Source organism: Pseudomonas sp. nanlin1 (genome assembly GCF_045571515.1).
Lineage (GTDB): Bacteria > Pseudomonadota > Gammaproteobacteria > Pseudomonadales > Pseudomonadaceae > Aquipseudomonas.
On record NZ_CP124218.1, the window covers coordinates 104,484 to 130,792 of the forward strand.

Consider the following 26,309-nt stretch of genomic DNA (forward strand, 5'->3'; position numbering starts at 1 on the left):
GTATTTCCCATGAGTGAAAGTACTGTTTTTTGCGAAGAACTATTACCCGGCGGCGGTCACCTGTCCTTCGTGCTCAAGCGCGGCCAACTGCTGCGCCTGACTGACCTCGAAGGCGGCGCCAACGTCAGCCTGATGCTGTTCAACGCCCAGGAAAAAAGCGAGCGTTTGAACCTGCCCGACAGCCTCAAGGGCCAACACACGGCCAAGCTCACTGCAGGCCATTGTTTGTACTCGGACATGGGCCGAGTGCTGGCCGCCATCACCCGTGATACCTGCGGTTGGAGTGACAGCATCGGTGGTGTGCTCTGCGCGGCAGAAGTTGAAGAGAAGTACGGCAAAGGCCGCTATCAGGAGCTGCGCAATGGCTTCTTCCGTAATGGCGCCGACAACTTGCTGGTCGAAATGGGCAAGTGGGGCCTGGGTTTGCCCGACCTGTCCATGACCTTGAACCTGTTCAGCCGGGTGGACGTGGATGACCAAGGCGGCCTGAGCTTCGCGCAAGGCAATTCCAAGCCAGGCGATTGCATCGAGCTGTACGCGCCGATGGACACCCTGTTCATCCTCACTGCCTTGCAGCACCCCATGGACCCCGCCCGCGAGTACGCCCCCAAGCCCGTCCAACTGACCTTTATGAAAGCCCCCGCGAGCGTTGCCGAGCAATGCCGCACCTCGCGTCCTGAAAATCAGCGGGCGTTTATCAATACCGAGCGCTTGTTCGCCTGAGGACTCTTGCATGACCACCACTTTGCATCCAGACAACGCCGTCTACCGCGCCACGATTCCCGCCGGCGAACCTTGGCTGACCGAGGTCAAAGCGGGCCAGACCCTGCGAATCCTCGACCTGGAAGGTAATCAGGCCATCGACACCTTGTTCTACAGCGCGGCCAACCCCACCGAGCGCTACGACGTCCAGCGCACGCTGCGGCGGCAAAACAATGTGTACCTGGGCGTTGGCAGCGTGCTGTATTCCAACCTCGGGCGCGCGATGCTGACCATTGTCGAAGACAACTGTGGCCGCCACGACACACTCGGTGGAGCCTGCGCCCAGGAGAGCAACACCGTGCGTTATGCCCTGGATAAACGCCATATGCACAGCTGCCGGGATAACTACCTGCGGGCCTGCTGCCATGACGGGCGCTTGGGCAAACGTGACATCAGCCCCAACATCAACTTTTTCATGAACGTGCCGGTTACCCCAGAAGGCGGCCTGACCTTCGAAGATGGGATTTCTGCGCCAGGGAAGTTCGTGCTATTGCGCGCTGAAATGGACGTGATCGTGTTGATCTCTAACTGCCCGCAATTGAACAACCCGTGCAATGGCTACAACCCGACCCCCGCCGAGCTGACGATATGGGCCTAAAGACGAGCCTGCGCCACTGAGTGTGTGTCTGGGGACGGCCCCAAGACCTTTCGACAAAAATGCGGGACGACCCGCGCCCCAGTTGAGGGGAGCCCTCTATGTTCGACACCCTGTTAATCGCTAACCGAGGCGCTATCGCCTGCCGAATCTTGCGGACTTTGCGCGAACTCAAGGTTAAGGGCGTGGCGGTCTACTCTGAGGCCGACATTGCCAGCCGCCATGTGCTCGAGGCAGACCAGGCGTTAAGCCTGGGTGAAGGCGCTGCCGCGGGCACTTACCTGGCTGTGGATAAAATCCTCGCCGCGGCCAAAGCCAGCGGCGCTCAAGCCATTCACCCCGGCTACGGGTTTGTGTCCGAAAACGCAGCTTTTGCCCAAGCCTGTGAAACCGCGGGTATCGCGTTTGTCGGGCCAACGCCCGAGCAACTGCGCCTGTTCGGCCTCAAGCACACCGCCCGGGCGCTGGCCCGGGAGCAGGGTGTGCCGCTGCTAGAGGGCACAGACCTGCTCGACAGCCTGGAGCAAGCCCTCGCCGCCGCCACCAAGGTGGGCTACCCCATCATGCTGAAAAGCACGGCCGGTGGCGGTGGCATCGGTATGCGCGTGTGCCGTTCAGCCCAAGAGCTGAGCGAAGCCTTCGAGCCCGTCAAACGTCTGGGCCAGAATAACTTCAGCGACGCCGGAGTGTTTATCGAGCAGTACATCGAGCGCGCTCGCCACCTGGAGGTGCAGGTGTTCGGTGACGGCGCTGGCGAGGTGCTGGCCTTGGGGGTTCGCGACTGTTCAGTGCAACGGCGCAACCAGAAGGTCCTCGAAGAGACGCCCGCGCCTAACCTGCCCGACGGCATGGCCGAAGCGCTTTGCGAGGCAGCGATCAAGCTGGCTAAAGCGGTCAATTACCGCAGCGCGGGCACCGTCGAGTTCGTCTTCGACAGCGAACATCAGCGCTTCTATTTCCTTGAGGTCAATACGCGCCTGCAAGTCGAGCACGGCGTAACCGAACAGGTCTGGGGCGTCGACCTGGTGCGCTGGATGGTCCAACTGGCCGCCGGCGACCTGCCTCCCCTGAGCGAAATCGGTGCAAGCCTGGCCCCCCGTGGCCATGCCATCCAGGCCCGGCTGTATGCGGAAGACCCGGGCAAAGACTTCCAGCCGAGCCCAGGCTTACTGACGGCCGTTGAGTTTCCAGCTGCGGACGGCCAAGCCTTGCGCATCGATACCTGGGTCGAAGCCGGGTGCGAGATTCCGCCCTACTTCGACCCGATGCTTGCGAAAGTCATCACCTGGGCCGCCACCCGCGAACAGGCGCGCCTGCAACTGCACGCAGCGCTTGGCCAAAGCCAGCTGTACGGGGTCGAAACCAACCGCGATTACCTTCGGCAAATCCTCCTGGACCAGCCGTTCGCCAGCGGCCAGCCCTGGACCCGGTGCCTGGAAGGGCTGGTGTACCGAGCAGATACCTTTGAGGTGCTGGGCGCAGGCACTCAGACCACCGTGCAGGACTGGCCCGGGCGCCTCGGTTACTGGGCCGTTGGCGTGCCGCCCTCCGGGCCGATGGACAACCGGGCGCTGCGCCTGGGTAATCACCTACTGGGTAACACCGACCGTGAGGCGGGCCTAGAGATCACCATGAGTGGCCCCAGCCTTCGTTTCAATACCGATGCGGTGGTGGCGGTGACCGGCGCGCAGATACCGGTGACCGTGGATGGCGTCGACGTCGCCATGAACACGGCTTTTTTGATTCGCTCGGGAGCCGTTTTAAGCCTAGGCACCCTGACCGGTGCAGGCGCTCGCAGTTACCTCTGTGTTCGCGGCGGCATCCTGGTGCCCGATTATCTGGGCAGCAAAAGTACCTTCACCCTGGGCCAATTCGGTGGCCACGCCGGCCGCGCGCTACGTGCCGGCGATGTGCTGCATGTGCCGCCGCTGACCGACACGGCTGTGGGCGCGAAGCTTCCCGCCCAACCTGCACTGGCGCCGGTGCGGCTTATTCGGGTGATCTATGGCCCCCACGGGGCCCCTGAGTACTTCACAGAAGGCTATATCGACAGCTTTTTTTCCACCGACTGGGAGGTGCACTTCAACTCCAGCCGAACCGGCGTTCGGCTTATCGGCCCGAAGCCTGCGTGGGTGCGCGCCGATGGTGGAGAAGCCGGGCTGCACCCTTCCAATATCCATGACAACCCCTATGCCATCGGTGCCGTGGACTTCACCGGTGATATGCCCGTCATCCTGGGCCCGGATGGCCCAAGCCTGGGCGGGTTCGTCTGCCCAGTCACGGTGATCGAAGCCGACCTTTGGCAACTCGGGCAGCTGAAAGCGGGCGACAAAGTGCGCTTCGTGGCGACTGACCTGGTGCGCGCGCGCGCCCTCGCCACCGCCCCGCTGCTGGACGGGCCAGAGACCGTCGAGCCGGCTGAGCAAACGGCCCTGCAATCGCCCATCGTGTTGGACATCGGCCAGGATGACACGCGCCTGGTGGCGCGACTGGCGGGAGACACGCACCTGCTGTTGGAAATCGGCGCGCCTGAGCTGGACCTGGTTCTGCGTTTCCGTGGCCATGCGTTGATGCAAGCCCTGCAAGGCAAACAGCTGGTCGGTGTGATCGACCTCACCCCTGGCATTCGCTCGCTGCAAGTGCACTACCAGCCCGAGCAATTATCCCTGGCCAGCCTGCTGCAAACCGTGGCCGGAGAGTGGGACGCCGTGTGCGCAGCCAAGGATCTGCAGGTGCCCTCGCGCATTGTGCACCTGCCGTTATCCTGGGACGACCCAGCGTGCCAACTGGCGATCGAGAAGTACATGACCACCGTGCGCAAGGATGCCCCGTGGTGCCCCAGTAACCTGGAGTTCATCCGCCGCATCAACGACCTGGCGGACCTAGACGCCGTGCAGAACACGGTGTTCGATGCCAGCTACCTGGTTATGGGCCTGGGCGACGTTTACCTGGGGGCTCCGGTGGCGACGCCTTTGGACCCGCGCCACCGCCTGGTGACCACCAAATACAACCCCGCGCGTACCTGGACCGCCGAAAACTCTGTCGGCATCGGTGGTGCCTACCTGTGTGTCTACGGCATGGAAGGCCCCGGTGGCTACCAGTTCGTCGGGCGTACCCTGCAGATGTGGAATCGCTACCGTGAAGTGGCCGCCTTCTCGGGCAAACCCTGGTTATTGCGCTTCTTCGATCAACTGCGGTTCTACCCGGTGAGTGCCGATGAGCTGACCCGCATTCGCCGTGATTTCCCCTTGGGCCGCTTTGACTTGCAGATCGAGCACAGCCAATTGCGCCTGACCGATTATCAAGACTTTTTAACCAAAGAGGCGCCGAGCATCGAGGCCTTCCAAGGCCAACAGCAGGCCGCCTTCGCGGCCGAACGCCAGCGCTGGATCGACAGTGGTCAGGCCCACTTCGAAAGTGACCAGGCCGTTCCCGAGGCGGCCGAAGACGCTCTCCTGCCCGCCCACCTGAGCGGTATCGAAAGCCCGATTGCCGGCAACCTCTGGCAGGTGCAGGTCGCCGTGGGTGATGAAATCGCTGCCGGCGCGGCGGTGGTGGTCCTTGAATCGATGAAAATGGAAATCCCCGTGCTGGCACCCTGCGCAGGCATCGTGCGCGAGGTGTTGGTCGACCCAGGTTCGGCGATCCGAGCCGGGCAGCGGGTGGTGGTGCTCGAACCTGTAACGGTTAAAGGAGAACACGTATGAAACACGATCTGCAGCTCGACGTACTCAGGCAGCGCTATCTGAGCGGGGACTGTTGCGTACGCACCCTGCTCCTTGAGCTTCGGGAGCAGGCACAGGCGCTAAATCCGGACTTCAATATGTTCATCCACCTGCTCAGTGCCCAGGAGCTGGAGCCGTATCTGGCGGCCCTCGAAGCCAGCAAGGTCGAAGACTTACCGTTGTACGGCGTCCCCTTCGCCATCAAGGACAACATTGACCTGGCAGGCATCCCCACCACCGCCGCCTGCCCTGCCTATGCATACGTACCCGAACGCTCGGCGACCCTGGTTCAACGGCTGATCGACCTGGGTGCAGTACCCTTGGGCAAAACCAACCTCGACCAGTTCGCCACCGGCCTCAATGGTACGCGCTCACCCTATGGCGCCTGCCGCAACAGCGTACTGCCCGAGTATCCCTCCGGCGGCTCCAGCGCTGGATCACCGTTGACGGTCGCCTTGGGGCTGACCAGCTTTGCCCTCGGTACCGACACCGCCGGGTCCGGGCGAGTGCCGGCTGCCCTGAACAACCTGGTCGGGCTCAAGGCAACCAAGGGGCTACTGTCAACAGCCGGGGTAGTGCCCGCGTGCCGCACCCTGGATTGCGTCACCACCTTTACCGCGACCGCCGCAGAAGCTAGCCGCCTGTTGGCGCTGACCGCCACGCCCGACCCCAGAGACGAGTACGGCCGCAATAACCCAAGCTGGAACGATGGATCGGCCTTTGGCCAAGTCAACAGCTTCCGATTTGGCGTGCCGCGTGCCGAAGACTTGCAGTTTTTTGGCTGCAATGAAGGCCCAGCGTTATTCACTGCCGCCGTCGAGCGGTTGCAAACCCTGGGCGGCGAGCCCGTATCGCTGGACCTCTCAGCGTTTCTGGAAGCAGCACAGCTGCTCTACGAAGGGCCGTGGGTCGCCGAACGCTACAGCGTCGTCGGCGAGCTGGCGCAGGCCCAACCCGATGCCGTGCTGCCGGTCATCCACGCTGTGCTTGCCAAAGGTCCCGAGGTGTCGGGGGTAGACACCTTCCGCGCGCAATACCGCCTGCAACTATTAAAAGCCCAATGCGACCGCGCAATGGCTGGCCTGGATTGTGTACTCACGCCCACCATCGGCCGGCCCGTTACCCTGGCAGAACTCGCGGCAGAACCGGTACTGCGTAACTCCGAGCTGGGCTATTACACCAACTTCATGAACCTGCTGGATTACGCCGCCGTCGCCGTGCCCAGCGGGTTTATGGCCAACGGCTTGCCGTGGGGCGTCACCCTGTTCGGGCGGCCCTTTACGGATCAATACCTGCTCAGCCTGGCCAACGCCTATCAGGGCGGCCAAGCCCCCGCCACCCTCGCCCGCAACGATCAGACTCGCTTGGTGGTGTGCGGCGCACACCTGGATGGCCTCGCGCTGAACTGGCAGCTGAAACAACGGGGCGCCACTTTGTTGGAAGCCACCGTCAGCTCACCGCACTATCGACTACACGCCTTGGCCGGCGGGCCGGTAAAACGGCCCGGGATGGTGCGTGTCGCCCAGGGAGGCGTCGCGATTGCGGTAGAAGTGTGGCAGCTACCCAGCGCAGAACTGGGCTCATTCCTCAACGCGATTCCCGCGCCCTTAGGGCTGGGTAAAGTGGAGCTTGCCGACGGCCGCTGGGAGACTGGGTTTATTTGTGAAGGGTATGGGCTGCAGGGGGCGACCGATATCAGCGAGTGGGGGGGCTGGCGGGCTTGGTTGGCGTCATTGGGGTGAGGGTGGGTTAGGTTGCCCGCGTGATCAACGTGCTCCACCTGAGCCCGCCGGATTACCTTGCGCTAAGCCTGGGGCATGTTCGACGAACTGCTATCTTGGGAGATGGCGGCCGGAATGGCGGTTTGCGCGGTGGGTATTTGGTGTGGCACGCGGCGAAACGCGCAGAGCCGACTTTGCTTAACTTCAGGCAGTAGCAACCGGCTCGATCGGCGCTGACACAGCGCCAACACGAGCCGGGTCAATCAGCAAAGCAAAATATGATCAAAGATCGTCGAAATACTCATCTTCAAGCAGCATGTCTTCAAAAAACGCGCCGAAAGTGTTTTCCCGGTTGCGAATATGAATTTCTAACACCCATAACAGGCTGCTTGGGGTGAACTCAATGTCGGACATTGCGCCACCGTAAACCGCTGAGTGAGGAAAATCTGCAAGCCTGTGACCATTGAGGTCTAAATTCAACAGCCAGCCGCGACGCTCAGTGACCTCGGCTGCGAAATGATAAAGCGCTTTGCCCGTTGCTCCAGTCTTAAGCCAATGGGTACGCACTTCATGAAAAATCGCTTTCGCGTCAGCTGCGCAGCGCGCCTTTTCCGTGTTTGCGTCAGTTACAAATGTCTGACCACCGTCGCCCTCCCACTCTTGCCAGGTCGGGCCAATATCGATGAAAAAAATATCGTCCACACCCAACACCATGCCGGGCTGCGATGGCGCGCCAAAGGTCTTGGTGGTGTTACTACCAAACCTTACGAAAACACCGTGCCACCCTTTAAGCATCTCGCGCTCGGCCAGCACATCCTTGGCCAGTTCTAGCGCATCCTCTTCGACCATGCCCGGTCTGATTTGGCGAGCGATGTCCAGGATAGCGTCCCGGGTCATCTGCCGTACTTTTAGCATGGTGCTTACGTTGTAGTGTTGGCCAACGGCTTCCAGAGCGTCACGATCAGCTAAGTTCAACATGGGTGTTCTCCCGTTCAAAGGATGAGTCGTGGACTTTCAGTGAGTAAAACCTGCATACCTTCCAAATCAGGCTTCAGCGCAATCTGGCAGGCAAGACGGTCGTGGGGGCCCGCACCTGGTAAAGCCCGCAGAAGCCGGGCTTCGGCACGCGTGGCCTGGGGCAAGGCTTCAAACCATACCCTGGGCAGCGTCAGGCGGCAGGTGCCACATGACTGTTGGCCATTGCAGACCCCCTCGACCAACTGGGCATCGCGCAAAGCCTGCATCAGGCTTGCATCAGCGCGGACCCGCAGCGGCTCTGGGTATCGACTGCCTGGACGTGTCACGTTGACCGTCAGTGTGGGGATGATGTCAGCCGGTTTAGAGGCGCTGGCGTCAGCACGTGGCAGCGTATTCGAAGCGCTGAATGGGTCGGCGAAGAACCGCGATGCCGGCAGGTCGTTGCCCTCGCCCAGCAGCTTCGCGGCAGCGCTGACCATTTCCGGTTTGCCACAGGCAAACACCCAGGCATGGGCCAGAGAAGTGTGCTGCGCTGAGGCTATGTGCTGCACATAAACCTTGCCCCCGGAGCTTTCGCGGCTAAGCACCGGAACAAAGTGAAATTGTGAATACCGCTGCTCAAGTTCGGCAAACTCGTCACGCAGATAAAGCTCGTCGCGCGACGCAACTCCCCAATACAGGCGAATATCCTTGCCTTTCCCAGCAGTCAGGGCATCTGTGAGCAATGCTCGGATAGGCGCGATACCCGTGCCGGTCGCCAGCAGGATGGCCTGCCCCGCTTGATCGAATGAATTTGGCCACACGCACTGACCAAATGGGCCCCGCACCGTCAACAGACCCAACGCGTGGGCTCCTTGCTCAACACGCTGGGAAAACCGCCCACCCGTGTACAACTGCACATGCAGCTCTAACCGACCATCGACCTGCATGCCAGTAGCGGGAGAATAGGCCCTGAGCGTCCCATCGTTCAGTTCGACTGTGAGGTACTGCCCGGCACGATAGCGAAGTGCGGTCGGGCCTGCGGGCTCCAAATGCAGCACTGCCACACGTGTGCTGGCCCGTGTTACAGAGGCCGCACGGTATGAATGAACCGCCAGATTCTGTTCAAGAGCGCGCATAGGGCAAACCTTCGTCCAGTAAACCCAACCGGCTCATCGGCAATGCGCCCTGATGTGCCCTAAAACGGCTTCGTTGTCCTCGATAAAGCCGAACGAACCACTTTGCTCCAGAAACGCCAGTTCGACACGCGCACACTGAAACCCAAGTTGAAGGGCCGGATACAATGCGCGATCAAAACGTCCGGCCAACACCTTGGTCGGCGGCACCAGGTGTTCGAGCAACGGCCTGAAATCGGGGATCAGTAACACTTGCCCGCCAGTGGTGAAATCAACATCGGCACCGCAAAACAGCGGATAGAGTTCGGTGTTGCGTGAACCCGGCTCACTGAACAATTTGCTAGCGTTAGCCGGGTCAAAGAACCTCACGAGGGTGGTCGCCTGAGCGAACAGACCCTGCATACGCGGCGACGTGGACACTTCGCCCTCGGCGTGCAATTGGCTGATCTGCTCCCATACGTGAGGCAGTTGCGTGGCAATGACCTGATTGATATTTTCATGGTTCTGCTGCCACATCTGCGGGCTATGCAGCGAGTTGCACAGCAGTACGGAGCGCACGAGCTCAGGCCGATCCAATGCCACCTGAAGGCTGATCAGGCCACCGTAAGAGAAGCCGAACAGATGGGCACCCTCAGGGCAAAGTTGGCTAATCAGTGCGGCGATATCAAGCACGTCCTCTGCGAAGCTGATATCGCCTAAATGATCCGGTTTATCGGAGCGCCCACGCCCATAAAGATCGACATAGATAACCCGAAAATCGCTATGCAGGGCATCAAAATGCGGGTGAAACAGAGCGTGCGAACCGGCCGGGCCCAACCCGGATAGCAACACTAGGGGCTGCCTGTCCCCTGCCTGTTCAACCCAAAGACGTTTCCCGCGCACCTCGTGGAACGCGCCGGGAGCGTGTTGTATCAGTGAAGTTGTCATGCAACCCCCTGCATATCCTGCTGAAACACCTCGGCTTCGGCCTGTCGAACAGCCTCTAAATCCTTGGCGAGTTGCTGTGGGGTGTCGTTCGCCAGTACCACGAAGCCCAGTGCCAAGGTTGCGAACAGATCCTGCGTCGCCGGCACAGCTTGACCTTCTTTGACCTGAATGCTCGCATCGACATAACTGCGCAGCGCGGCAAGGGCGTACAGCTTGTCCAGATTGCGCACGATAGAAGGCGCCAGCGCTCGGAAAAAAACCACCGTCATCTGTTTAAGAAGGGTAAAGCGCTTGGGTGGTATAAGACCTTGGGCAAAATACCTCACTGCCCGATGCACCTGGCTATCGCCCGTGGCGATGAAGCACAGCGCCGGGTGACCACCGCCATGAGGCCTGGCGCCTAATTCGATCAGCCGTGGACCATCGACTGTCTGCATGATTTCAATATGAGCGTTGCCCCAGGCAATCTCGAGCGCATTAAGCACCTGTTCGGCATAGGCAGCCAGGGTTTCAATGATCGGGTCGTCTTGGCTGACCCACTCCATCCGGTCATAGATGGCCATGCCATGGGCGTTGGCCAGCTTGGTGTATTTGCATACGCTGCACAGGGTGTGAACACCTGCATAACTAAAGGTATCAACGACGTACTCCGTGCCGGCAAGGTACTCCTGAACTAACACCCTATCGTTAACAATGCCCAAGCGGTTGGGCTTATCGAGCAGTTGGGTAAATGCCGCCTGCAGGCTGTCATCGGGGTTGACCTTGCTGACGCCATCGGTACTCGCACTTTTGGGTGGCTTGACGACTAGATGCCGGTGGGCCAAGCCATTGTCCACGCGCCAACGTTGCACGCTGGCGAAGTCATCGGTGCATATCTGCTTCATCATCGGTACGCCCGCTGCAGAAGCTGCCGCAGCCATAAAGCCCTTGTCGCGTCGTGCGAGGGCAAGCTCCAGCCCATTGCTCGCCAGGGGCAACAGCATGGGCGCAAGACGTTCTGCCAGCTCTACCCCGGACTCGCAGCCGGTCAGCACGCAGATCGGCGAGTACTCACGTAACTCGCTGGCCAACGCCTCCAAATCAGCGGCAGGCGCTACATAGACCTTGAGGAAATCCTGGGGCCGATACGACGCGGCATAAACTTGCGCAGGTTCGGCGCTCGACAGCACCGCAATCAGCCTGACGCCGTCGCGCGCAAACTCCATGGCAAACTGATTGCCGGATGAATACGGATCGACAATTACGGCGTAACGCGTAAGAGAGGACGTCATGATACGACCCTCGCCATTTCGCTGATTTTGCTGCAGTAACGCGTCCATGCGTCCTCCACCGAGGGGCTGAGCGCGCGGGCACGGATGGCGGCGTGCACCATGCCGGGTTCAATGACCAATTCGACATTAATGCCATGTCGCTGTAAGGCTTGCGCGTAGAGTTGCGCATCAATCGCCAGCGAATCTTTCTCTGCGCCCATCACGTAGGCATTGGGCAAACCGCTGAAATCGCCGGCGATCAGGGGAGAGACATAAGGGTGCGAGGTAGTCGAGGGGTCCGGCGTATAGCAAGCCGTGTAGAACTCCATTTCACCCCCGGTCAGCAACGGCGCATCATCGCCGCCATTACGCCAGCGGGTGAAATCCAGTACCGGGCTTATCAGGGCCTGGCCGGCGAGCGCAGGACCCTTACGGTCACGCGCCATCATTGCAACCACGACTGCCATATTGGCGCCCGAACTGTCGCCTGCCAGGATGATTTTTTTCCGGTCGATACCCAGGGTGCGGGCCTGTGCGTCAGCGTAGATAAGTGCGTTGTAGCAATCTTCCAGGGCAACCGGGAATGGATATTCCGGTGCCAGGCGGAAGTCCACGGCCATCACTTTGATCCGGGATTTTGAAGCGATTTCCGCCGCGACAGAATGATGAGTGTCTAGGGAACCCATGACAAACCCGCCGCCGCGAATATAAATAACCAGACCCTCGCTCATCGCCTGCGACGGTTGGTATAGCCTAAATCGCAGGTGCGCATCGCCGTGGGTGACGTTGTGTTCTGTCCAATGCACATCCAGAGGTAACTCATAAGGAAACTCGACCACCAGGCTCTGGTACAGACGGCGCTGATCTTCCATGGCATAGGTGAAAAAATCGGCAGGCATAACGGCGTTACAACGATCAACGAACTCTTCGATACCCGGTGCGTAAGTCATCGCAATGGCTCCTGTCAGCTATGGGAGGAATCTGTACTAAAAGGGATATTGGGTTCGCGCAGATCCGCGAGTATTCCGCGGCGAATAAGAGGGAATAGGCACAACGCCGTGCCGATACCGCCGACCCAGAGTGTCCATTCAAGACCGGCGTATTTAATGATCAATGAGGTCATTACGCTGCCCAGAGGAATGGCCCCCCAGATCATGAAGCGCTGCACTGAGTTGACACGACCGAGCAAGGACAACGGGGTATCAGTCTGCCTCAACGTCAGGGACGTCGGACCAAACACGCCCTCCCCTAATCCGTGCAATACGCTGGCGGCGATCAGGCCCGCGATTGATCCCGACGCACCGAAGACGGCAATCAGAAACAACCCGCTGACCGACGTTGCGGCGGCAATCACCAAAGTGCGCGCCATGCCGAAGTGGTTGAGCAACCGGGCGGCGATCAGGTTGGCAATCGGAAAACCAATGGCTGCTGCACCGATCACCAGACCAATGACACTGGGCGCAAGCAGCAGCACGTCCTTGCAATAAAGCACCAGGCTGGTTTCGATAACGGTTAGGAACAGCACGTACACAGCACCGCATAAAAAAACCGGTTCCAACTTGGGATGCGCAAACACAAACTTCAGACCGGTCTTTATATCCGCCATGATAGAGGTACGGGCCGAGGGGGCGTGATGTTGCGCAGGTGCCGCCGATGCATCGCTGATAGCCCCTAAGGTAACGATCGACATTAGGAACGAGCAGCCGTTGAAAAGAATGGCCATGGGTGGGCCAAACAACGTGATCAACGGGCCCGCCCCAACAGGCCCCAGCGTGCGAGCAATCGACTCGGAGAAAAACAATTTAGCGTTGCCTTTTTGCAGGTCGGACGCCGTGGAGTAAATTTCCGGGAGGAACGAGTTGTACGCGACTTGGAAGAACACTGTGGCAATGCCGGCGATCAGGATCAGGCCCATCAGCATTGGGAATGTCAGCATGCCGCCCATGGCCATCAACGCCACGGTGGCGTAGACCAACATCTGCACAAGGTCCGCCAGGATCATGGTTTTTCGTTTGGGCAGCCTGTCGATCAAGGCGCCGACCGGTAGGCCAAACGCCAGGAAAGGTACAAACATTAAAAATGGCAAAAGCACGGCCTGTGCCGCCGACGCGCCCACTGTTTCAACCGCCAGGAACGGCAACGCGATCACTAGAAACTGATTGCCCAGCAGGCTCAGCGACTGCCCTGACCAGAGCAAATTGAAGTTTTTGTGATCGGTGCGTAGTAGCGGATCTTTTTGCTCAGCGTTCATGCACTTTCTCCTGACTCAAGAAAACCAACGTCGCTCGAGGCCGGTCGAACGACGCGGCCGGTCAACTGGCGATATTTTCAAATAGCCGAGGGGACAGTTCCTTGCCAAAGCGAACGCCGTCACAACTAAGGTTTAGCGAGACGCGGTAATCCTGAGACTTCCTAACGTAAAGAGGGCAATCAAATAGTTGAACGGCCTGCATCCAATGCGAACGAATATTGTGAGGGTCATTGGATAAACACGTATCTTGTTTGAGAAAAAGATCAAACCAAAATACAATGCCATGAGCCAGCGCGTTGGCATCTGCGGTAAAAGCCAGTTCCAGACTGGAGTCGAAAACAAACTCGCTTTGGAAATCAACACTGTAGAACTCCACCGTGTTACTGACTAGTCGATGCGGCCAGGTCTGCAGGCGCACTGGGAAATAACCAGTGGTTTGAAAACTATTGAATGCACTGACGTCGAGACCGAAAATATCATCATAGACATAATTTAGATTGGCCACCTCCTGGCTCGATAACAAGCAAGCGTGCAGCTTCACCGACTCGGGGATGATAAGGGCGCTGGGGCTGAGCAATTCACATTTTGCGTGAGCCAGCGCGTGGCCAAACCCTTCCCCAAAAAAGCCACAATCCACCGTTTCAGAAATCATAATCTCGATATTGCGCGGTATGTCCTCACCCGATATCAGATCAGTTGACAACTTGTTAATCACGGTAATGTTATGCTCTAGGCCATTGACCCGGATAATTTCCTCTGCCTTAGCCGCCACCAGTGGGTTGGATTCACAGGTGTAAACATGTCGAGCGCCTTTTCGGGCAATCAGCATCGCCAACAGGCCTGAACCCGTGCCAATATCGAGTACTGTTTTATCGGTAAAGTCGGTTGCATCGATCGCATCAAAAAAAGCCTTATTGCGTTGCTGGTCGTTCAACATGGGAAAATGCCAACGGGGGATGCTGGCGATTATGGGATCGTTCATATTAAGGGCGGTGGCTTTAAAGACAGCCTGAGTATTATGACTCAACATGCTTAATCTCCGAAGTTTGGCGAGGCGTCCAGTTCAGCGGGAGCGATCAGACGTTATAAATAAGCCGCTCAAAATCGTGAAGCCCAACCCAGACCGTGTCCGCGTTTTCCACGAAGGCAATATCCAGGTAGTGAATTCGGCACTTCTTAGTTTTTTTGCCATGCCAGGGACAGGTCACCGACTCAACATCTTCGGTGCCATGAGTCAGCGGCCCTCCTCGATGTTTGCAGGTCATGTCCTTGAACTTTATTTGCCCCGCTTCATCGCGCTGCATCTGTATATATTTGCCAGCTGTCTTGATAACGGGAGGTGTCTGAGATCGATCAAAGGCTATAATTTGCATAGTGGCGGTAATCCCCAATGGACAAAATTCGGTATTTGCAAACGTCAGACAATACCAACGCACCGTGCAGCCTATTTTTCGCGATCACCACACACTCGCCGGGCGAGAGATCACTGAAACACTCCGGACCGTGGCAAAACCGCAGCAGGCCTTCGTCAACAATACAAAACTCGTCACCGTCATGAACGTGCGGAACAGACAGCTCACCCTTCGGCTCATTCAGGTAGGCCACCGGGATATTTTCGATATTGCCCAGCACTTTGTGTTTGATATCCATCGCCAGTTGCCGGTAGAGGGGGCGCTGGTCCATCCAAGTGATTTGGGCGCACAGATCTTCCTCCATGATCTGCTGGAGCATGCAGGACATTTCAATCCCCCGCACAAACTCGGGGTACACCGACGGTCCATAGCGCTCCGCCAAGGGCAACAGAATTTCATTGAGGGTCATGGAACCGTGGAAGTCGTCGATGTGCACATGTTCGGTGTAATAGCGCGGGTCCACACCGGAAAAGTGTTGCAGCAGTAAGTTTTTGACCCTGCCACAATAGGGCCCGAAGGAATTTTCAGCATACGTTATGGCACCGACGTATTCAAAAAAACATTCCGGGTTTCGCGTCAACTTATGGAAATAATTATTGTTGAGCAGCGAGGAGGTCAGGTAGAAATTCCAATAAGCGTGAGAGTTATCCAACAGGCCCACCGACTTCAGTGTCGCCTTGAATAGCGTACTGTGTTTGGTCTCGTGCTTGCCATAGCCATACTCGTCGAGCAACACTCTAAATACGGCGGATTGTGTATCGCCATAATCGCCTTTAGCAAACCTCGCCATGTGTGATGACTCAGGAAGGAAATCCACCGCGTGTTGCATCAGCAATAGCTTTATCATCAGTTGAGGGTCACGGGCATTCTGAATCAGGCTCAGAGAATCCTGGCCCGTTTCTCTGCGGGGTTCTAGCTTCTCAGCGAGAAAGCATTTGAACAGCTCTTTATTCCACCCCCCGCCCACGTTGACTTGCCGCTGTAAAACACCGAGAACTTTTTCCTCCAGCGGAGTAATGAGCTCATTTGCCAGTATTCTAAGTGGCGTGCTGTAAGCCGTTTTCAGGTCCTCTATAATAGTGTCGGACGCGGCAGGAAGATAGAGAAAGTCTTGTTCGTACAGCGCAGTAAGCGTTCGATTCATCGTCAGGGATGAATAGTTTAACAGTGTGTTTTGCGTGACACTGTCAAATGTCGTATAGGGGAAGGCTTGTGGTCGAAGTGGACGTTTCCAGACAGATTCGAATTCCACCCAATCCTCGCCATCTTGGTAGAGCTCTATCTCACCCAAGCGCTCCATACAGTTTTCAAAGCTTTCAGCTACCTGAGCATGCATTGCACCACTCCCAAATGATTAGGTTTTTTGATATAACCAAAACATTTATCGCTAGGCCTTTCGCATCTTGCGACGCAGCAGCCTTGCACCGCGCGACAGCACTACGGGAGCAGCGAGCGGTAGGATCAAAATATTGCAGAATATTTCGCGGAAAACTCTGTTTCTTGCTCTGATATTTTTTATATTTAAATTATTTCATACTTCAAGCAGAAAGCTTCTGCGCTATGGGGGACCGGACTGACCCATATTTTAACTACATAAAAATGACATGCACGCGAAACTAATTAGCAGTCAAATTCTGCCAAATTTAGTACTTTATTAATTGGGGACATGGCTACAACTACAGTCTAGAATCGACGTTTTTCCGCTATCAGACCCTTGCCTCGGTGTCGCCCATTGCACAGCTTCCATTCACGATAACGAGCAGGCATGCACCTGCAGCACGGGCGATAGCCAGCCAATCGAGCGGTCTGTTCATCGATAAAAAACACCCGATTTGCCACATACCCACCTTTGCTCAGCGCCCGCAACGCAGCCGGGCAGTTCAAGAGCCCATAGATTCTGCTGCCCTTGTGTCCACCAAACTGGCCCGGCCTGTGGCTGAAGACGAATTTGCCGTAGGCATTCAAGACCTTCCACCGCTTCATCACGCGCCTTACCCCGTTCAGTGTTCACAAACGGTATTGAACCAACTCACCGGCGAGGTTCATACGCCAACCTGTGCCGTGTGCATGCCCTTCTCACGCTCAATTAACTTGCGCTTACGCTCTACTCCCCACCGGTAGCCCGACAAGGACCCGTCGCTGCGCACCACCCGATGACACGGAATAGCCACCGCCAGCTTATTGGCCCCGCAGGCGTTAGCCACTGCGCGGGTCGCACTGGGCATGCCGATTCTCGCAGCGACCTGGGCATAGGTCTCGGTCGTTCCTACGGGAATATCCCTCAGCGCCTGCCACACCCGTTCTTGGAATAAAGTACCGCGTATATCCAACGGGAGCGCCAGGCCAGTATCCGGCGACTCGACAAAACCAACGACAGTGGCCACCAACGCTTCGAACTCGGCATCGCCCCCCATCAAGTTGGCGTTGGGAAACTGGTCCTGAAAGTTTTCGACCAATGTATTAGGGTCATCGCCTAACAAAATGGCACAAATGCCGCGCGTGCTTCTCGCCACTAGAATTGAGCCTAGCGAGCTTTCGCCCAGCGCAAATTTGATATCCACATTGGCGCCCCCGGCTCGATACTCGGAGGGCTTCATGCCAAGGATATGTTGTGACGCCTCATAGAATCGGCTGTTGGAGTTATAACCCGCCTCATAAAGCGCGTTGGTGATGGTGCCACTGAGTGATAGCTGGTCTCTGACGCGTGAACGTAACGAGGCGACGCTGTAGGCTTTAGGTGTCAGGCCCGTAAGCTTCTTGAAGACGCGGTGGAAGTGAAAGCTGCTCATGCCCACCTGTTCGGCCAAGTCGCCCAGATTGGGGACAGTGTCTGACGTATCTATGAGCCGACACGCTTGCGCAACGGCTGCGGCGTGCTTCTGCGCAACCACTGCCGGGTTGCTGCTGTCGCGTTTGGAGGGGCGAAACCCGGCCCTTTCGGCTTCGGCGGCGGTGTCGAAAAATACGACATTCTCCGGCCGCGGCAGCTTGGTCGGACTGAACGGCCGGCAATACACCCCGGTGGTCAGCACTGCATAGACGAAATCGAGGTCCGCATCCGCCTGGCGGTTCACCAGGATATTCCAGCGCGGGTCCTCTTCGGCCTTGCACACGGGCCGTGTGGTCTGGTCTTTAGCGCAGTCCATGGTCATGTCCTATCTTCGCAATTTGCACCAGCCTATCGCTATCGACCCGCGCTAAAACTCCGAGTCTTGCTTTCAAATTCGAACGCTCCACTGCTCCATCATTGCGCATCATGGAAGATCACCCCGAGGGTAAACCGGTTCCCAGCCCGGACCTCACTGACGCCGTGGCGCGTAAAAACAGAGTAGAAGCCCCTGACGCCTTTCACAGGCCTGCGGTTGACGGAAAAGACCACAGCATCGCCCTGGCGCAAAGGCACTACGCTGACCCTAGACTGCATCCGCGGGCGCTGCTCGGTTAACACGAATTCACCGCCGGTAAAGTCATCATCGGGCTCGGATAAAAGGATCGCCATCTGCACAGGAAACAGGATGTCGCCATAAAGATCGCGGTGCAGGCAGTTGTAATCACCTGCACCATAGCGCAGCAGCAGTGGCGTGGGGCGCTCCTGGCGGGCGGCGTGGCACTGGCTGAGAAAGTCTTCGTGGCGTTCGGGATAGGCAGGCTCGAGGCCAAGTTTATCGTTCCAATAGTTCGCCAGCGGAACCAGCTGCGGATAAACGCAGGCTCGCAATGTGGCGATTACCGGAGGCAGCGGGTAGGCGAAATATTTATATTGCCCAGAACCGAAGCCGTGCCTGCTCATATCGATACACGACCGAAAGATGTCCGGCTCGGTGTAGCTGTGAATAAGTCGTTGGCAGGCGTCTGGGTCGAGCAGATTCTCGATGACGGTAAAGCCACTGCTGTTTACCCGATGGAGATGCTCGCTCCAGTTTTCACCGGCGAGCCTTGTTTCCAGTGCCGTGTCGACCATCAGACAGTCCCTTGCGGTTTGCGTAATTTTCAACATACCGCGGGCAGATGGTGGGCGCGTCCTGTTTGTTGCTATCAAATTGATTTGGGGGGCTGGGGCTGGATTGAAGAGGATAACCGGGCAACTAGCGCCCTCCAGCGACATCGCCCAGTGTTTCGTACGCATTCACCTGATCGACCAGCACGCTCAAACCTTCGACCCCGAGCACAGTATCGAGCAGGTGCTCCGCAATGAGCTGGGCACTGTCGAGGAGGGCCGCTTTCGCCAGGTCTTCGCCAACGCGGGGCTCGACGCCAGGCTTTCTATCCGCAGCTACGACAACAACTCGCGCCATTTCAGCGCTCCGGCATGGCATACCAATCCAGCGCCGCCTGCGTGAGCGAGCGATAGCGCTCTGCCGCATCGGGGACCTTCACGGTCACGGCGGCCACCAGCGCCTCCATCACCGCCAGCACGCTTGCGTCGGAGCTGGAACCCAGCGTGCGCTCGGCTACCACGTAGATACAGGCATCGGCCATAGACGCAATGGGTGAGCGCGGGCTGTCGCTAATAGCCAGCACTTTGATCCCACGCCGCTTGGCCAGGCGCACGATGTCCACCGTTTCGCGGAAATAGCGAGGGAACACGGTGGCGATGACCAAGTCACGCTCGTCAAATTCGTGCAGCCGCATCGCAGCACCCACCGCGCCATCCACATTCGCCAGCGATTCGGTGTTGCCGCAACGCATGTTCAGCTCCGAGGCGAGGATGGCACTCAAGTGCGCGGCGCGCTCGAAGCCGACCACGAAGCGCCTACGCGATTCCACGATCATCTTCACCGCTTGCTCTAAAACAGCGGGCTCCAGCGAGTTGCGGGTTGCCTCCAGATTGCGCTCGATGCCCGCGAGCGCGGAGCCGACGATGCTGGACACCTCACCCTGGTCGTGGTGCAGGGAAGACTCCATTCGCTCCACTGAACTGAGCACTGATTCGAAGCCTTCGATGAGCGCCGAGCGGAACTCTGGGTAGCCGACGTAGCCCAGCATCCGAGCAAAGCGGTTGGCCGTTGCCACCGAAACGCCAATTCTCGCCGCCGCTTCTTGCATCGGAGCGCGCGCCACGAACAAAGGCTCGCCCAGCGTCAGCTCGGCGAACTGACGCTGCGCTTCGGGAAGCGTTGCGTACGTTCTGGCGATCCGTTCCTTGACTGATTCGTAGCTGGTAGCTGCAGCGGTATCCATATTTCTCCTGTGGCGGCCTTAGTCGATTCCTGAGCTAGACGCCCGGCAAGCGCACTTTGCCCGGAACAGGACGCCGGCCGCCGCGCTGATTTTCTTGTAGGTGCCTCTTCAGACCGCATGATTATCCATTTACATGCAGTTTGAATTTGTGTAAACCTGTTTACATCATCATGTGATGGTTGCCTACCGCCGGAAACACAGGATATCAAGGAAATGCAAGTAGCTGCGGATCTGCTCATCGAGAACGCGCTGGTGATGGTCACCATGGATGACCAGCGCCGCGAACTGGCCGGCGGCTGGGTGGCGATCACCAACGGCCTGATCACGGATATCGGCGGGCCTGACCGCACCAAGCCGCAAGCGCTACGCAGGCTCGATGCCAGCGGCTGCATCGTTACGCCTGGGTTTATCAACACCCACCATCACATGTTCCAGAACCTCACGCGCAGCAACCCGCAGTCCCACGACGGCGACTTCTTTTACTGGCTGCGCACGCTCTATCCGATGTTCGCCCGCGTCGACGAAGAGGCGGTGTACGTCTCGGCCTGGGTGGGCCTGGCCGAACTGGCCCTGGGCGGCACCACCACCACCTCGGACATGCTGTACGTGCACCCCAAACCCTTTTTGATCGATGCGGAAATCCGCGCCGCGCAAGAGCTGGGTTTCCGCTTCCATCCAACGCGGGGGGTGATGAACCTGTCGGAAAAGGACGGCGGACTACCGCCCGAATCGGTGGTGCAGGACGACGAGACCATCATCGCCGATTGCGAGCGCCTCATCGCCAAGTACCACGACCGCTCGCACGGTGCGATGGTGCGCATCGCACTCGGGCCTGCGGCTATCTTCACCGTCACGCCGCAGTTGCTCCAGCGCTTGGCGGATCTGTCGGAAAAGCACGATGTCGGCTTTCACATGCACCTGGCCGAGTCGCACTTGGAAAACGAGTTCTGCCAGGAGCACTTCGGCTGCCACCCCATCGACAACTTCAAGCGATTGGGCCTGGCGTCGGACCGTGCATGGGGCGCGCACGTCATGTACGCACGCGACGAGGACATGGCCAAGCTTGCGCAATGGGGCGTGGGCGTGGCGCACTGTCCCAGCACCGTCTTTATGATGGGTGGGCGCCACGGCACCATCACCCCCGTACGCGAGATGCGCGACGCCGGCGTGAAAGTGGGGCTGGGCTGTGACGGCTCTTCATCCAGCGACAGCGCCTCGCTCTGGCTGGAAGCACGCACCATGCTCGGCCTGCAACGCCTGCGCTCGGGCGGCAAGCGCATGGGCGGCATGGACGATCGCGAGGCTATAGAGATTGCCACCCGCGGCGGCGCGGCCATCCTGCGCCGCACTGGCGAATTGGGCGAGTTGTCGGTCGGTGCGGTAGGCGACGTGGTCTGCTGGCCGGTCGACGGCCCCTCCTATGCCGGCGCCGTCGGCGACCCGGTGCGCGCCCTCTTCATGTCCGGCCCCAATGCCCCCCGCCACACCGTCATCGCTGGCAAGGCGCTGGTGGAAAACGGCCGGTTCATGGCACCGGGCATGCAGCAGATGCTGGAACGCCACCGGCGCATCGCGCGGCGCATCCAGGGTTATGAATCTCACGAGCCACAGTAACTTTCTTAACCCGACCCTCAGCGAGTCAACGCCATGGAAAACTCAAAGCCCGTCCGGGGTTACCCGGCCCGCCCGTCCGCCGCTGCACCAGCGCGCCCCACCCGCGAGGCATGGCGGGCCGCCTTCGCATCCATGATCGGCACCACCATCGAGTGGTACGATTTCTTCATCTATAACACGGCGGCCGCGCTGATCTTCGGCGTCCTCTTCTTCCCCAGCGACAGCCCCGGCATCTCCACCGTGGTGGCGCTGGCCACCTACGGCGTCGGCTACGTCGCCCGGCCCATCGGCACGCTCATCTTCAGCCACTACGGTGACAAGCTCGGACGCAAGAAAAGCCTGGTGGTCACGCTGCTATTGATGGGGTTTGCCACGCTGATCGTCGGTATGCTGCCGACCTACGCCACCATCGGCTTCTGGGCGCCGGCATTGTTGGTACTGCTGCGTGCAGTGCAGGGCATTGCCGCAGCCGGCGAATGGGGCGGCGCGGCGCTCATGTCCATCGAGCACGCGCCCAAGGGCCGCAAGACGCTGTTCGGTACTTTCGTACAACTGGGCTCGCCCTGCGGCTCGCTGTTCGCGTCGCTGGCTTTTCTGGCCGTCACTTTGAGCTTCTCGCCCGATGAGTTCAAAGCCTGGGCCTGGCGCATTCCTTTCCTGTTCTCTGCGCTGCTGATCGCGGTGGGTCTATGGGTGCGCTTGAGCGTGTCGGAGACGCCTGACTTTCAAGAGGTCAAGCGCCAGAACAAGCAGGTCGACCGGCCCATCGTCGAGCTGCTCAAGAACCATCCGCGCGAGCTGTTGCTGGCCATCGGCATCAACTTCATGGGGGCGAGCGGCGTATTCATTGTGCTGGTGTACATGCAACTGGTGTATGCCAAGCAGATGGGCTTTACGCAGTCGCAGACGCTGCTGGCAGGCGTGGTGTTCAGCCTGAGTTCGATCATCACGTTCCCCATTTGGGGCATGCTGGCTGACCGTCTTGGCCGCCGGCGCGTGGCACTCACGGGCACGCTCTACACAATGGCGCTGGCTTACCCGATGTTCTGGATGGTGGGCTCGGGCAACCTGACCCTCTTCCTTATCGCCGCGCCCATCTGCTACCTCGGCGCCAGCTGCGCCTATGCGGTAAGCGCGGCCATGACAGCGCGGCTTTTTCCAGCCAATGTTCGCTACAGCGGGATCTCCATCGGCTACGTGGTGGCGTCCATCATCGGGGCGGGTCCGGCGCCAGCTGTCTCGGCCTGGATGGTGCTCAAATCCGGCGGAGCCATATGGCCGGTGCCAGCCTACTTGATCGGCATGGCCTGCGTGACGTTAGTTTCCCTGCTTATTTCCAAGTCCTTCTCAGTGGAAGCCGAATAACAAAACGGAAACTGCTTCTACGTTGTGTCAAAAAAATAAATACCAAAATAAGTATAAATTTACTGCCTCGATTTTCACTTCATTCATTAAATTTCTGCCACCTACATTCTGGGCCGATAGTCTAGTCACTCGGACATAGATACATCTGCCATAACAGCTATAAGGGTTGGATGATGCGTGCAGCTTGTTTTTTAGGTGGGGTAGTTACTTGTCTGGCTGTTAATCAGTCAGGGTTTGCTGATGATCTTAATGATTCGTCTTTTTTCAAAGATAGTGAAACGCAAATACTCAACAGGAATTTCTATTTTAATAGGGATTACCGCAATGCTGCGAGCACGTCTCAAAGCAAAAGAGATGAGTGGGCGCAAGGGCTCATTGCGACCTTCAGCTCAGGCTACACCCCTGGCGCCATCGGTGTCGGGGTCGACGCTATCGGTATGCTGGGGCTGAAGCTCGACAGTAGCCCAGATCGAATCAATAGCGGCTTGCTCCCTAGTAGTGGCAGTGGTCAAGTAGGGGTTGATCGTGCTCAAAACGAATATTCAAAGGCCGGCGGAGCTTTGAAGTTCAAATACTCGAATACCCTCTTGAAATACGGTGAGCAACAAGTGAATACCCCAGTGTTCGCGACGGGCGACAATCGGCTGCTCCCCGAGACTGTCGAAGGCCTGTATATTTCGAGCAGGGAGATACCGGGTCTTAACATAGAGGCTGCACATTTCACCTCGATGATGCTGAAAGAGCGTACATCCCGTGCGGCTTCTAAGTTAAAAGAGGCGGATCTCATTGGCGCGACATACCAGTTAACCAAGAGCCTGACCGCAGCTCTATATGCTTCTTCCGTCCAGGACTACTGGGATAAAAAATACCTGGGTCTGAATTGGATAAAGCCCATCGACGCTTCGCGAGCGTTGACCATGGACTTTCGTTTTTATGACCAGAAAAGCATAGGCCAAGCGCTTGGCGGCGACCTAGACAATAAGTCGTTCAGCCTGCGTGGTTCGTACGCTATAGGAGCTCATAAATTCACCTTGGCCGGCCAACGGATTCAAGGCAAAGGGGGATATACCTTCTACGTAGATGGTGGAAGTACCAACTATATGCCCAACTTCATTCAATATGCTGAGTTTACCCGTGAGGATGAGCGTTCTTGGCAAGCCCGTTACGACTTCAGCTTTGCCGGGCTCAACGTACCGGGGCTCGATTTCATGGTCCGCTATGTCCGCGGGGATAACATTAAGGTACCGGGCTACGATGACGCTCAGAAAGAATGGGAGCGAAACGTTGAACTCGGATACACGGTACAAAGCGGCCCTTTGAAGAATCTTAACTTTCGTTTGAAACACGCTAACTACCGCAACTCCTTTAATAGTGACCTCGATGATGTACGTTTCATAACGCAGTATCCCATTAATCTCTAAACGTTAGCGGGCCGCTGCGCCTACTGTGCATAGGCGCGGGACGACAGCTGGCACGTTGAACGCTGGGGGCGATTGGGTGCATAAGTGTCGGGTCACTATGAAACTGGCGAGTATTTCGCAGGTTTCATAGTGACGACGCCACTCAGCAACCTCACTCCACCGTCACCGACTTCGCCAAATTCCGCGGCTGGTCCACATCAGTACCCTTGAGCACCGCCACGTAATAAGACAGCAACTGCAACGGCACCGTGTACAAAATCGGCGCCAAGGCGTCGATGATGTGTGGCATTGCTACCACGTGTGTGCCGGGGCCATTGCTCAGGTTGGCGTCGGCGTCGGCGAAGACCACCAGTTCCCCGCCCCGTGCACGTACTTCCTGGAGGTTGGACTTGAGCTTCTCCAGCAGTTCATTGTTCGGCGCTACGGTGACCACCGGCATGTCTTTATCCACAAGGGCCAGTGGCCCGTGTTTCAATTCGCCTGCAGGGTAAGCTTCGGCATGGATGTAGGAGATCTCTTTGAGTTTGAGGGCGCCCTCCATGGCCACCGGGAACTGGGCGCCGCGACCCAGGAACAGGGTGTGCTGCTTTTCGGCGAACAGGTTAGCGATGCCCTCTACCGTGCCTTCCATAGCCAGCGCTTCGCCAAGGCGGGTTGGCAGGCGGCGCAGTTCTTCAACCAGTTCTGCTTCGACGCCCGGGGCCAGCGAGCCGCGGACTTGGCCCAGAGACAGGGTCAACAGCATCAATGCGACCAGTTGGGTGGTGAAGGCTTTGGTGGACGCCACGCCGATCTCCGGGCCCGCTTGAGTCAGCAGGGTCAGATCGGACTCACGTACCAATGAGCTGATGCCTACGTTGCAGATGGCCAGGCTGCCAAGAAAACCCAGGGGTTTGGCGTTGCGCAATGCCGCGAGGGTGTCGGCCGTCTCGCCTGACTGGGAGATGGAGACGAACAGCGTATCCGGCTGCACCACTACTTTACGGTAGCGGAACTCGCTGGCGACTTCGACCTGGCACGGGATGCCGGCCAGTTCCTCCAGCCAATAGCGGGCGACCATACCGGCGTGATAACTGGTGCCACAGGCGACGATCTGCACATTACGCACCTTGGCGAACAATTCGGCGGCGTGCGGGCCGAACGCTTGCACCAGCACTTGCTGCTGGCCCAGGCGCCCTTCCAGGGTACGCTGAACGACCTTGGGTTGTTCGTGGATTTCTTTGAGCATGAAGTGCCGGTACTCGCCCTTGTCGGCGGCTTCGGCACCCTCGTGGTACTGCACGGTTTCGCGCTGGACTGGCTCGCCCGCGCTGTTCCAGATGTGCACGCTGTCACGGCGAATTTCAGCGATGTCGCCCTCTTCCAAGTACATGAAGCGGTCGGTCACCTGGCGCAGGGCAAGTTGGTCCGAGGCGAGGAAATTTTCGCCCAGGCCCAGGCCGATGACTAGCGGGCTGCCACTACGGGCGGCTACTAGGCGGTCCGGTTGTGCGAGGCAAATAGCCGCAAGGCCGTAGGCACCGTGCAATTGCTTGACGGTGAGCTTCAGCGCTTCGGCCAGGTCCGGGGTCGTTTGCAGGGTGTGGTGCAGCAGGTGGGCAATGACCTCGGTGTCGGTCTCTGAACTAAACACATAGCCCAGCGCTAGCAGTTGGTCACGCAACGCCTCATGGTTTTCAATGATGCCGTTATGCACCACAGCCACATCGCGCCCGGAAAAATGCGGGTGGGCATTGTGTTCAGTGGGAGCGCCGTGGGTCGCCCAACGGGTGTGGGCAATACCCAGCTTGCCCATGAGCGGCTGCGCAGCCAGTGAGGCCTCCAGCTCAGCGACCTTGCCCGTGCTACGCCGCCGTTCGAGCAGGCCCGCGTTGCTTAGCACCGCTACCCCGGCGCTGTCATACCCGCGGTACTCAAGGCGCTTGAGCCCTTCTAGAAGGATGGCGGTGATGTTGCGCTCAGCAATGGCGCCGACGATTCCACACATAATTG

22 protein-coding genes are annotated in these 26,309 nt (G+C 58.4%); 8 read left to right on the forward strand and 14 right to left on the reverse strand.

The window, feature by feature from the left end; translation table 11 throughout:
• The first annotated feature begins 9 nt into the window (after positions 1-9).
• The 4 genes from QCL65_RS00525 (at position 10) to atzF (ending at position 6,824) form a co-directional block, all read left to right on the forward strand.
• A complete protein-coding gene (locus tag QCL65_RS00525; RefSeq protein WP_407313816.1) occupies positions 10-723 on the forward strand; it encodes an urea amidolyase associated protein UAAP1 in 714 nt (237 codons plus the stop codon).
• A 10-nt stretch (positions 724-733) separates the two neighbouring features.
• Positions 734-1,360 carry an urea amidolyase associated protein UAAP2 gene (locus tag QCL65_RS00530; RefSeq protein WP_407313818.1) on the forward strand — a complete coding sequence of 209 codons (627 nt, stop codon included), beginning with the start codon at positions 734-736 and terminating at the stop codon, positions 1,358-1,360.
• A gap of 98 nt (positions 1,361-1,458) precedes the next feature.
• The gene (gene uca / locus QCL65_RS00535; protein ID WP_407313820.1) at positions 1,459-5,064 is read left to right on the forward strand and encodes an urea carboxylase; all 3,606 of its coding nucleotides are present in this window, start codon (positions 1,459-1,461) and stop codon (positions 5,062-5,064) included.
• On the forward strand, positions 5,061-6,824 hold the full coding sequence (atzF, locus tag QCL65_RS00540) for an allophanate hydrolase (protein WP_407313822.1): 1,764 nt from the start codon (positions 5,061-5,063) through the stop codon (positions 6,822-6,824). Before uca ends, atzF begins: the two co-directional genes overlap by 4 nt.
• 261 nt (positions 6,825-7,085) lie before the next feature.
• Here atzF and QCL65_RS00545 read toward each other — a convergent pair whose 3' ends face one another.
• From QCL65_RS00545 to QCL65_RS00600, 12 genes are all read right to left on the reverse strand, one after another.
• Positions 7,086-7,781, reverse strand: a complete 696-nt coding sequence (locus QCL65_RS00545) for a M24 family metallopeptidase (RefSeq protein WP_407313824.1) — start codon at positions 7,779-7,781, stop codon at positions 7,086-7,088.
• A gap of 14 nt (positions 7,782-7,795) precedes the next feature.
• On the reverse strand, positions 7,796-8,899 hold the full coding sequence (locus QCL65_RS00550; RefSeq protein WP_407313826.1) for an FAD-binding oxidoreductase: 1,104 nt from the start codon (positions 8,897-8,899) through the stop codon (positions 7,796-7,798).
• Positions 8,900-8,932: 33 nt separating this feature from the next.
• Complete coding sequence (locus QCL65_RS00555; protein WP_407316597.1) at positions 8,933-9,778, reverse strand: alpha/beta fold hydrolase; 846 nt, start codon at positions 9,776-9,778, stop codon at positions 8,933-8,935.
• A 41-nt stretch (positions 9,779-9,819) separates the two neighbouring features.
• Positions 9,820-11,094, reverse strand: a complete 1,275-nt coding sequence (locus tag QCL65_RS00560) for an ATP-grasp domain-containing protein (RefSeq protein WP_407313828.1) — start codon at positions 11,092-11,094, stop codon at positions 9,820-9,822.
• Positions 11,091-12,023: an alpha/beta hydrolase gene (locus tag QCL65_RS00565; RefSeq protein ID WP_407313830.1), complete on the reverse strand. Its 933-nt coding sequence runs from the start codon at positions 12,021-12,023 to the stop codon at positions 11,091-11,093. The genes QCL65_RS00560 and QCL65_RS00565 overlap by 4 nt, the downstream gene beginning before the upstream one ends.
• A 14-nt stretch (positions 12,024-12,037) precedes the next feature.
• The gene (locus QCL65_RS00570) at positions 12,038-13,324 is read right to left on the reverse strand and encodes an MFS transporter (protein ID WP_407313832.1); all 1,287 of its coding nucleotides are present in this window, start codon (positions 13,322-13,324) and stop codon (positions 12,038-12,040) included.
• 61 nt (positions 13,325-13,385) lie between these two features.
• Complete coding sequence (locus QCL65_RS00575; protein WP_407313834.1) at positions 13,386-14,354, reverse strand: 50S ribosomal protein L11 methyltransferase; 969 nt, start codon at positions 14,352-14,354, stop codon at positions 13,386-13,388.
• 46 nt (positions 14,355-14,400) lie between these two features.
• On the reverse strand, positions 14,401-14,697 hold the full coding sequence (locus tag QCL65_RS00580) for a Rieske 2Fe-2S domain-containing protein (RefSeq protein WP_407313836.1): 297 nt from the start codon (positions 14,695-14,697) through the stop codon (positions 14,401-14,403).
• Positions 14,678-16,072, reverse strand: a complete 1,395-nt coding sequence (locus QCL65_RS00585) for an iron-containing redox enzyme family protein (RefSeq protein WP_407313838.1) — start codon at positions 16,070-16,072, stop codon at positions 14,678-14,680. Before QCL65_RS00585 ends, QCL65_RS00580 begins: the two co-directional genes overlap by 20 nt.
• A 347-nt stretch (positions 16,073-16,419) precedes the next feature.
• Positions 16,420-16,719, reverse strand: a complete 300-nt coding sequence (locus tag QCL65_RS00590) for an Ada metal-binding domain-containing protein (protein WP_407313840.1) — start codon at positions 16,717-16,719, stop codon at positions 16,420-16,422.
• A gap of 59 nt (positions 16,720-16,778) precedes the next feature.
• Positions 16,779-17,882, reverse strand: coding sequence for a bifunctional DNA-binding transcriptional regulator/O6-methylguanine-DNA methyltransferase Ada (gene ada / locus QCL65_RS00595; protein WP_407313841.1), 1,104 nt, complete (start codon positions 17,880-17,882; stop codon positions 16,779-16,781).
• A 98-nt stretch (positions 17,883-17,980) separates the two neighbouring features.
• Positions 17,981-18,697: a 2OG-Fe(II) oxygenase gene (locus QCL65_RS00600; protein ID WP_407313843.1), complete on the reverse strand. Its 717-nt coding sequence runs from the start codon at positions 18,695-18,697 to the stop codon at positions 17,981-17,983.
• Positions 18,698-18,800: 103 nt separating this feature from the next.
• Here QCL65_RS00600 and QCL65_RS00605 point away from each other — a divergent pair, with 103 nt between their 5' ends.
• Positions 18,801-19,076 (forward strand): hypothetical protein, encoded by a 276-nt coding sequence (locus tag QCL65_RS00605; RefSeq protein ID WP_407313844.1) that lies wholly within the window; start codon positions 18,801-18,803, stop codon positions 19,074-19,076.
• Here QCL65_RS00605 and QCL65_RS00610 read toward each other — a convergent pair.
• Positions 19,033-19,917: a MurR/RpiR family transcriptional regulator gene (locus QCL65_RS00610; protein ID WP_407313846.1), complete on the reverse strand. Its 885-nt coding sequence runs from the start codon at positions 19,915-19,917 to the stop codon at positions 19,033-19,035. The genes QCL65_RS00605 and QCL65_RS00610 overlap by 44 nt on opposite strands.
• A gap of 213 nt (positions 19,918-20,130) precedes the next feature.
• On the opposite strand from QCL65_RS00610, the gene QCL65_RS00615 reads away from it, so the two are divergent.
• The 3 genes from QCL65_RS00615 (at position 20,131) to QCL65_RS00625 (ending at position 24,317) form a co-directional block, all read left to right on the forward strand.
• Complete coding sequence (locus QCL65_RS00615; protein WP_407313849.1) at positions 20,131-21,531, forward strand: amidohydrolase family protein; 1,401 nt, start codon at positions 20,131-20,133, stop codon at positions 21,529-21,531.
• A gap of 33 nt (positions 21,532-21,564) precedes the next feature.
• Positions 21,565-22,896 carry an MFS transporter gene (locus QCL65_RS00620; protein WP_407313851.1) on the forward strand — a complete coding sequence of 444 codons (1,332 nt, stop codon included), beginning with the start codon at positions 21,565-21,567 and terminating at the stop codon, positions 22,894-22,896.
• Between the two features lie 170 nt (positions 22,897-23,066).
• Positions 23,067-24,317 (forward strand): OprD family porin, encoded by a 1,251-nt coding sequence (locus QCL65_RS00625; RefSeq protein ID WP_407313853.1) that lies wholly within the window; start codon positions 23,067-23,069, stop codon positions 24,315-24,317.
• 151 nt (positions 24,318-24,468) lie between these two features.
• Here QCL65_RS00625 and glmS read toward each other — a convergent pair whose 3' ends face one another.
• Positions 24,469-26,304 (reverse strand): glutamine--fructose-6-phosphate transaminase (isomerizing), encoded by a 1,836-nt coding sequence (glmS, locus tag QCL65_RS00630; RefSeq protein ID WP_407313856.1) that lies wholly within the window; start codon positions 26,302-26,304, stop codon positions 24,469-24,471.
• Between the last annotated feature and the right edge of the window lie 5 nt (positions 26,305-26,309).

Coding starts and splice junctions, on each gene's coding strand:
- QCL65_RS00525 (WP_407313816.1), top strand. CDS start 10: ATGAGTGAAAGTACTGTTTTTTGCGAAGAACTATTACCCGGCGGCGGT.
- QCL65_RS00530 (WP_407313818.1), top strand. CDS start 734: ATGACCACCACTTTGCATCCAGACAACGCCGTCTACCGCGCCACGATT.
- uca (WP_407313820.1), top strand. CDS start 1,459: ATGTTCGACACCCTGTTAATCGCTAACCGAGGCGCTATCGCCTGCCGA.
- atzF (WP_407313822.1), top strand. CDS start 5,061: ATGAAACACGATCTGCAGCTCGACGTACTCAGGCAGCGCTATCTGAGC.
- QCL65_RS00545 (WP_407313824.1), bottom strand. CDS start 7,781: ATGTTGAACTTAGCTGATCGTGACGCTCTGGAAGCCGTTGGCCAACAC.
- QCL65_RS00550 (WP_407313826.1), bottom strand. CDS start 8,899: ATGCGCGCTCTTGAACAGAATCTGGCGGTTCATTCATACCGTGCGGCC.
- QCL65_RS00560 (WP_407313828.1), bottom strand. CDS start 11,094: ATGACGTCCTCTCTTACGCGTTACGCCGTAATTGTCGATCCGTATTCA.
- QCL65_RS00565 (WP_407313830.1), bottom strand. CDS start 12,023: ATGACTTACGCACCGGGTATCGAAGAGTTCGTTGATCGTTGTAACGCC.
- QCL65_RS00570 (WP_407313832.1), bottom strand. CDS start 13,324: ATGAACGCTGAGCAAAAAGATCCGCTACTACGCACCGATCACAAAAAC.
- QCL65_RS00575 (WP_407313834.1), bottom strand. CDS start 14,354: ATGTTGAGTCATAATACTCAGGCTGTCTTTAAAGCCACCGCCCTTAAT.
- QCL65_RS00580 (WP_407313836.1), bottom strand. CDS start 14,697: ATGCAAATTATAGCCTTTGATCGATCTCAGACACCTCCCGTTATCAAG.
- QCL65_RS00585 (WP_407313838.1), bottom strand. CDS start 16,072: ATGCATGCTCAGGTAGCTGAAAGCTTTGAAAACTGTATGGAGCGCTTG.
- QCL65_RS00590 (WP_407313840.1), bottom strand. CDS start 16,719: ATGAAGCGGTGGAAGGTCTTGAATGCCTACGGCAAATTCGTCTTCAGC.
- ada (WP_407313841.1), bottom strand. CDS start 17,882: ATGGACTGCGCTAAAGACCAGACCACACGGCCCGTGTGCAAGGCCGAA.
- QCL65_RS00600 (WP_407313843.1), bottom strand. CDS start 18,697: ATGGTCGACACGGCACTGGAAACAAGGCTCGCCGGTGAAAACTGGAGC.
- QCL65_RS00610 (WP_407313846.1), bottom strand. CDS start 19,917: ATGGATACCGCTGCAGCTACCAGCTACGAATCAGTCAAGGAACGGATC.
- QCL65_RS00615 (WP_407313849.1), top strand. CDS start 20,131: ATGCAAGTAGCTGCGGATCTGCTCATCGAGAACGCGCTGGTGATGGTC.
- QCL65_RS00620 (WP_407313851.1), top strand. CDS start 21,565: ATGGAAAACTCAAAGCCCGTCCGGGGTTACCCGGCCCGCCCGTCCGCC.
- QCL65_RS00625 (WP_407313853.1), top strand. CDS start 23,067: ATGATGCGTGCAGCTTGTTTTTTAGGTGGGGTAGTTACTTGTCTGGCT.
- glmS (WP_407313856.1), bottom strand. CDS start 26,304: ATGTGTGGAATCGTCGGCGCCATTGCTGAGCGCAACATCACCGCCATC.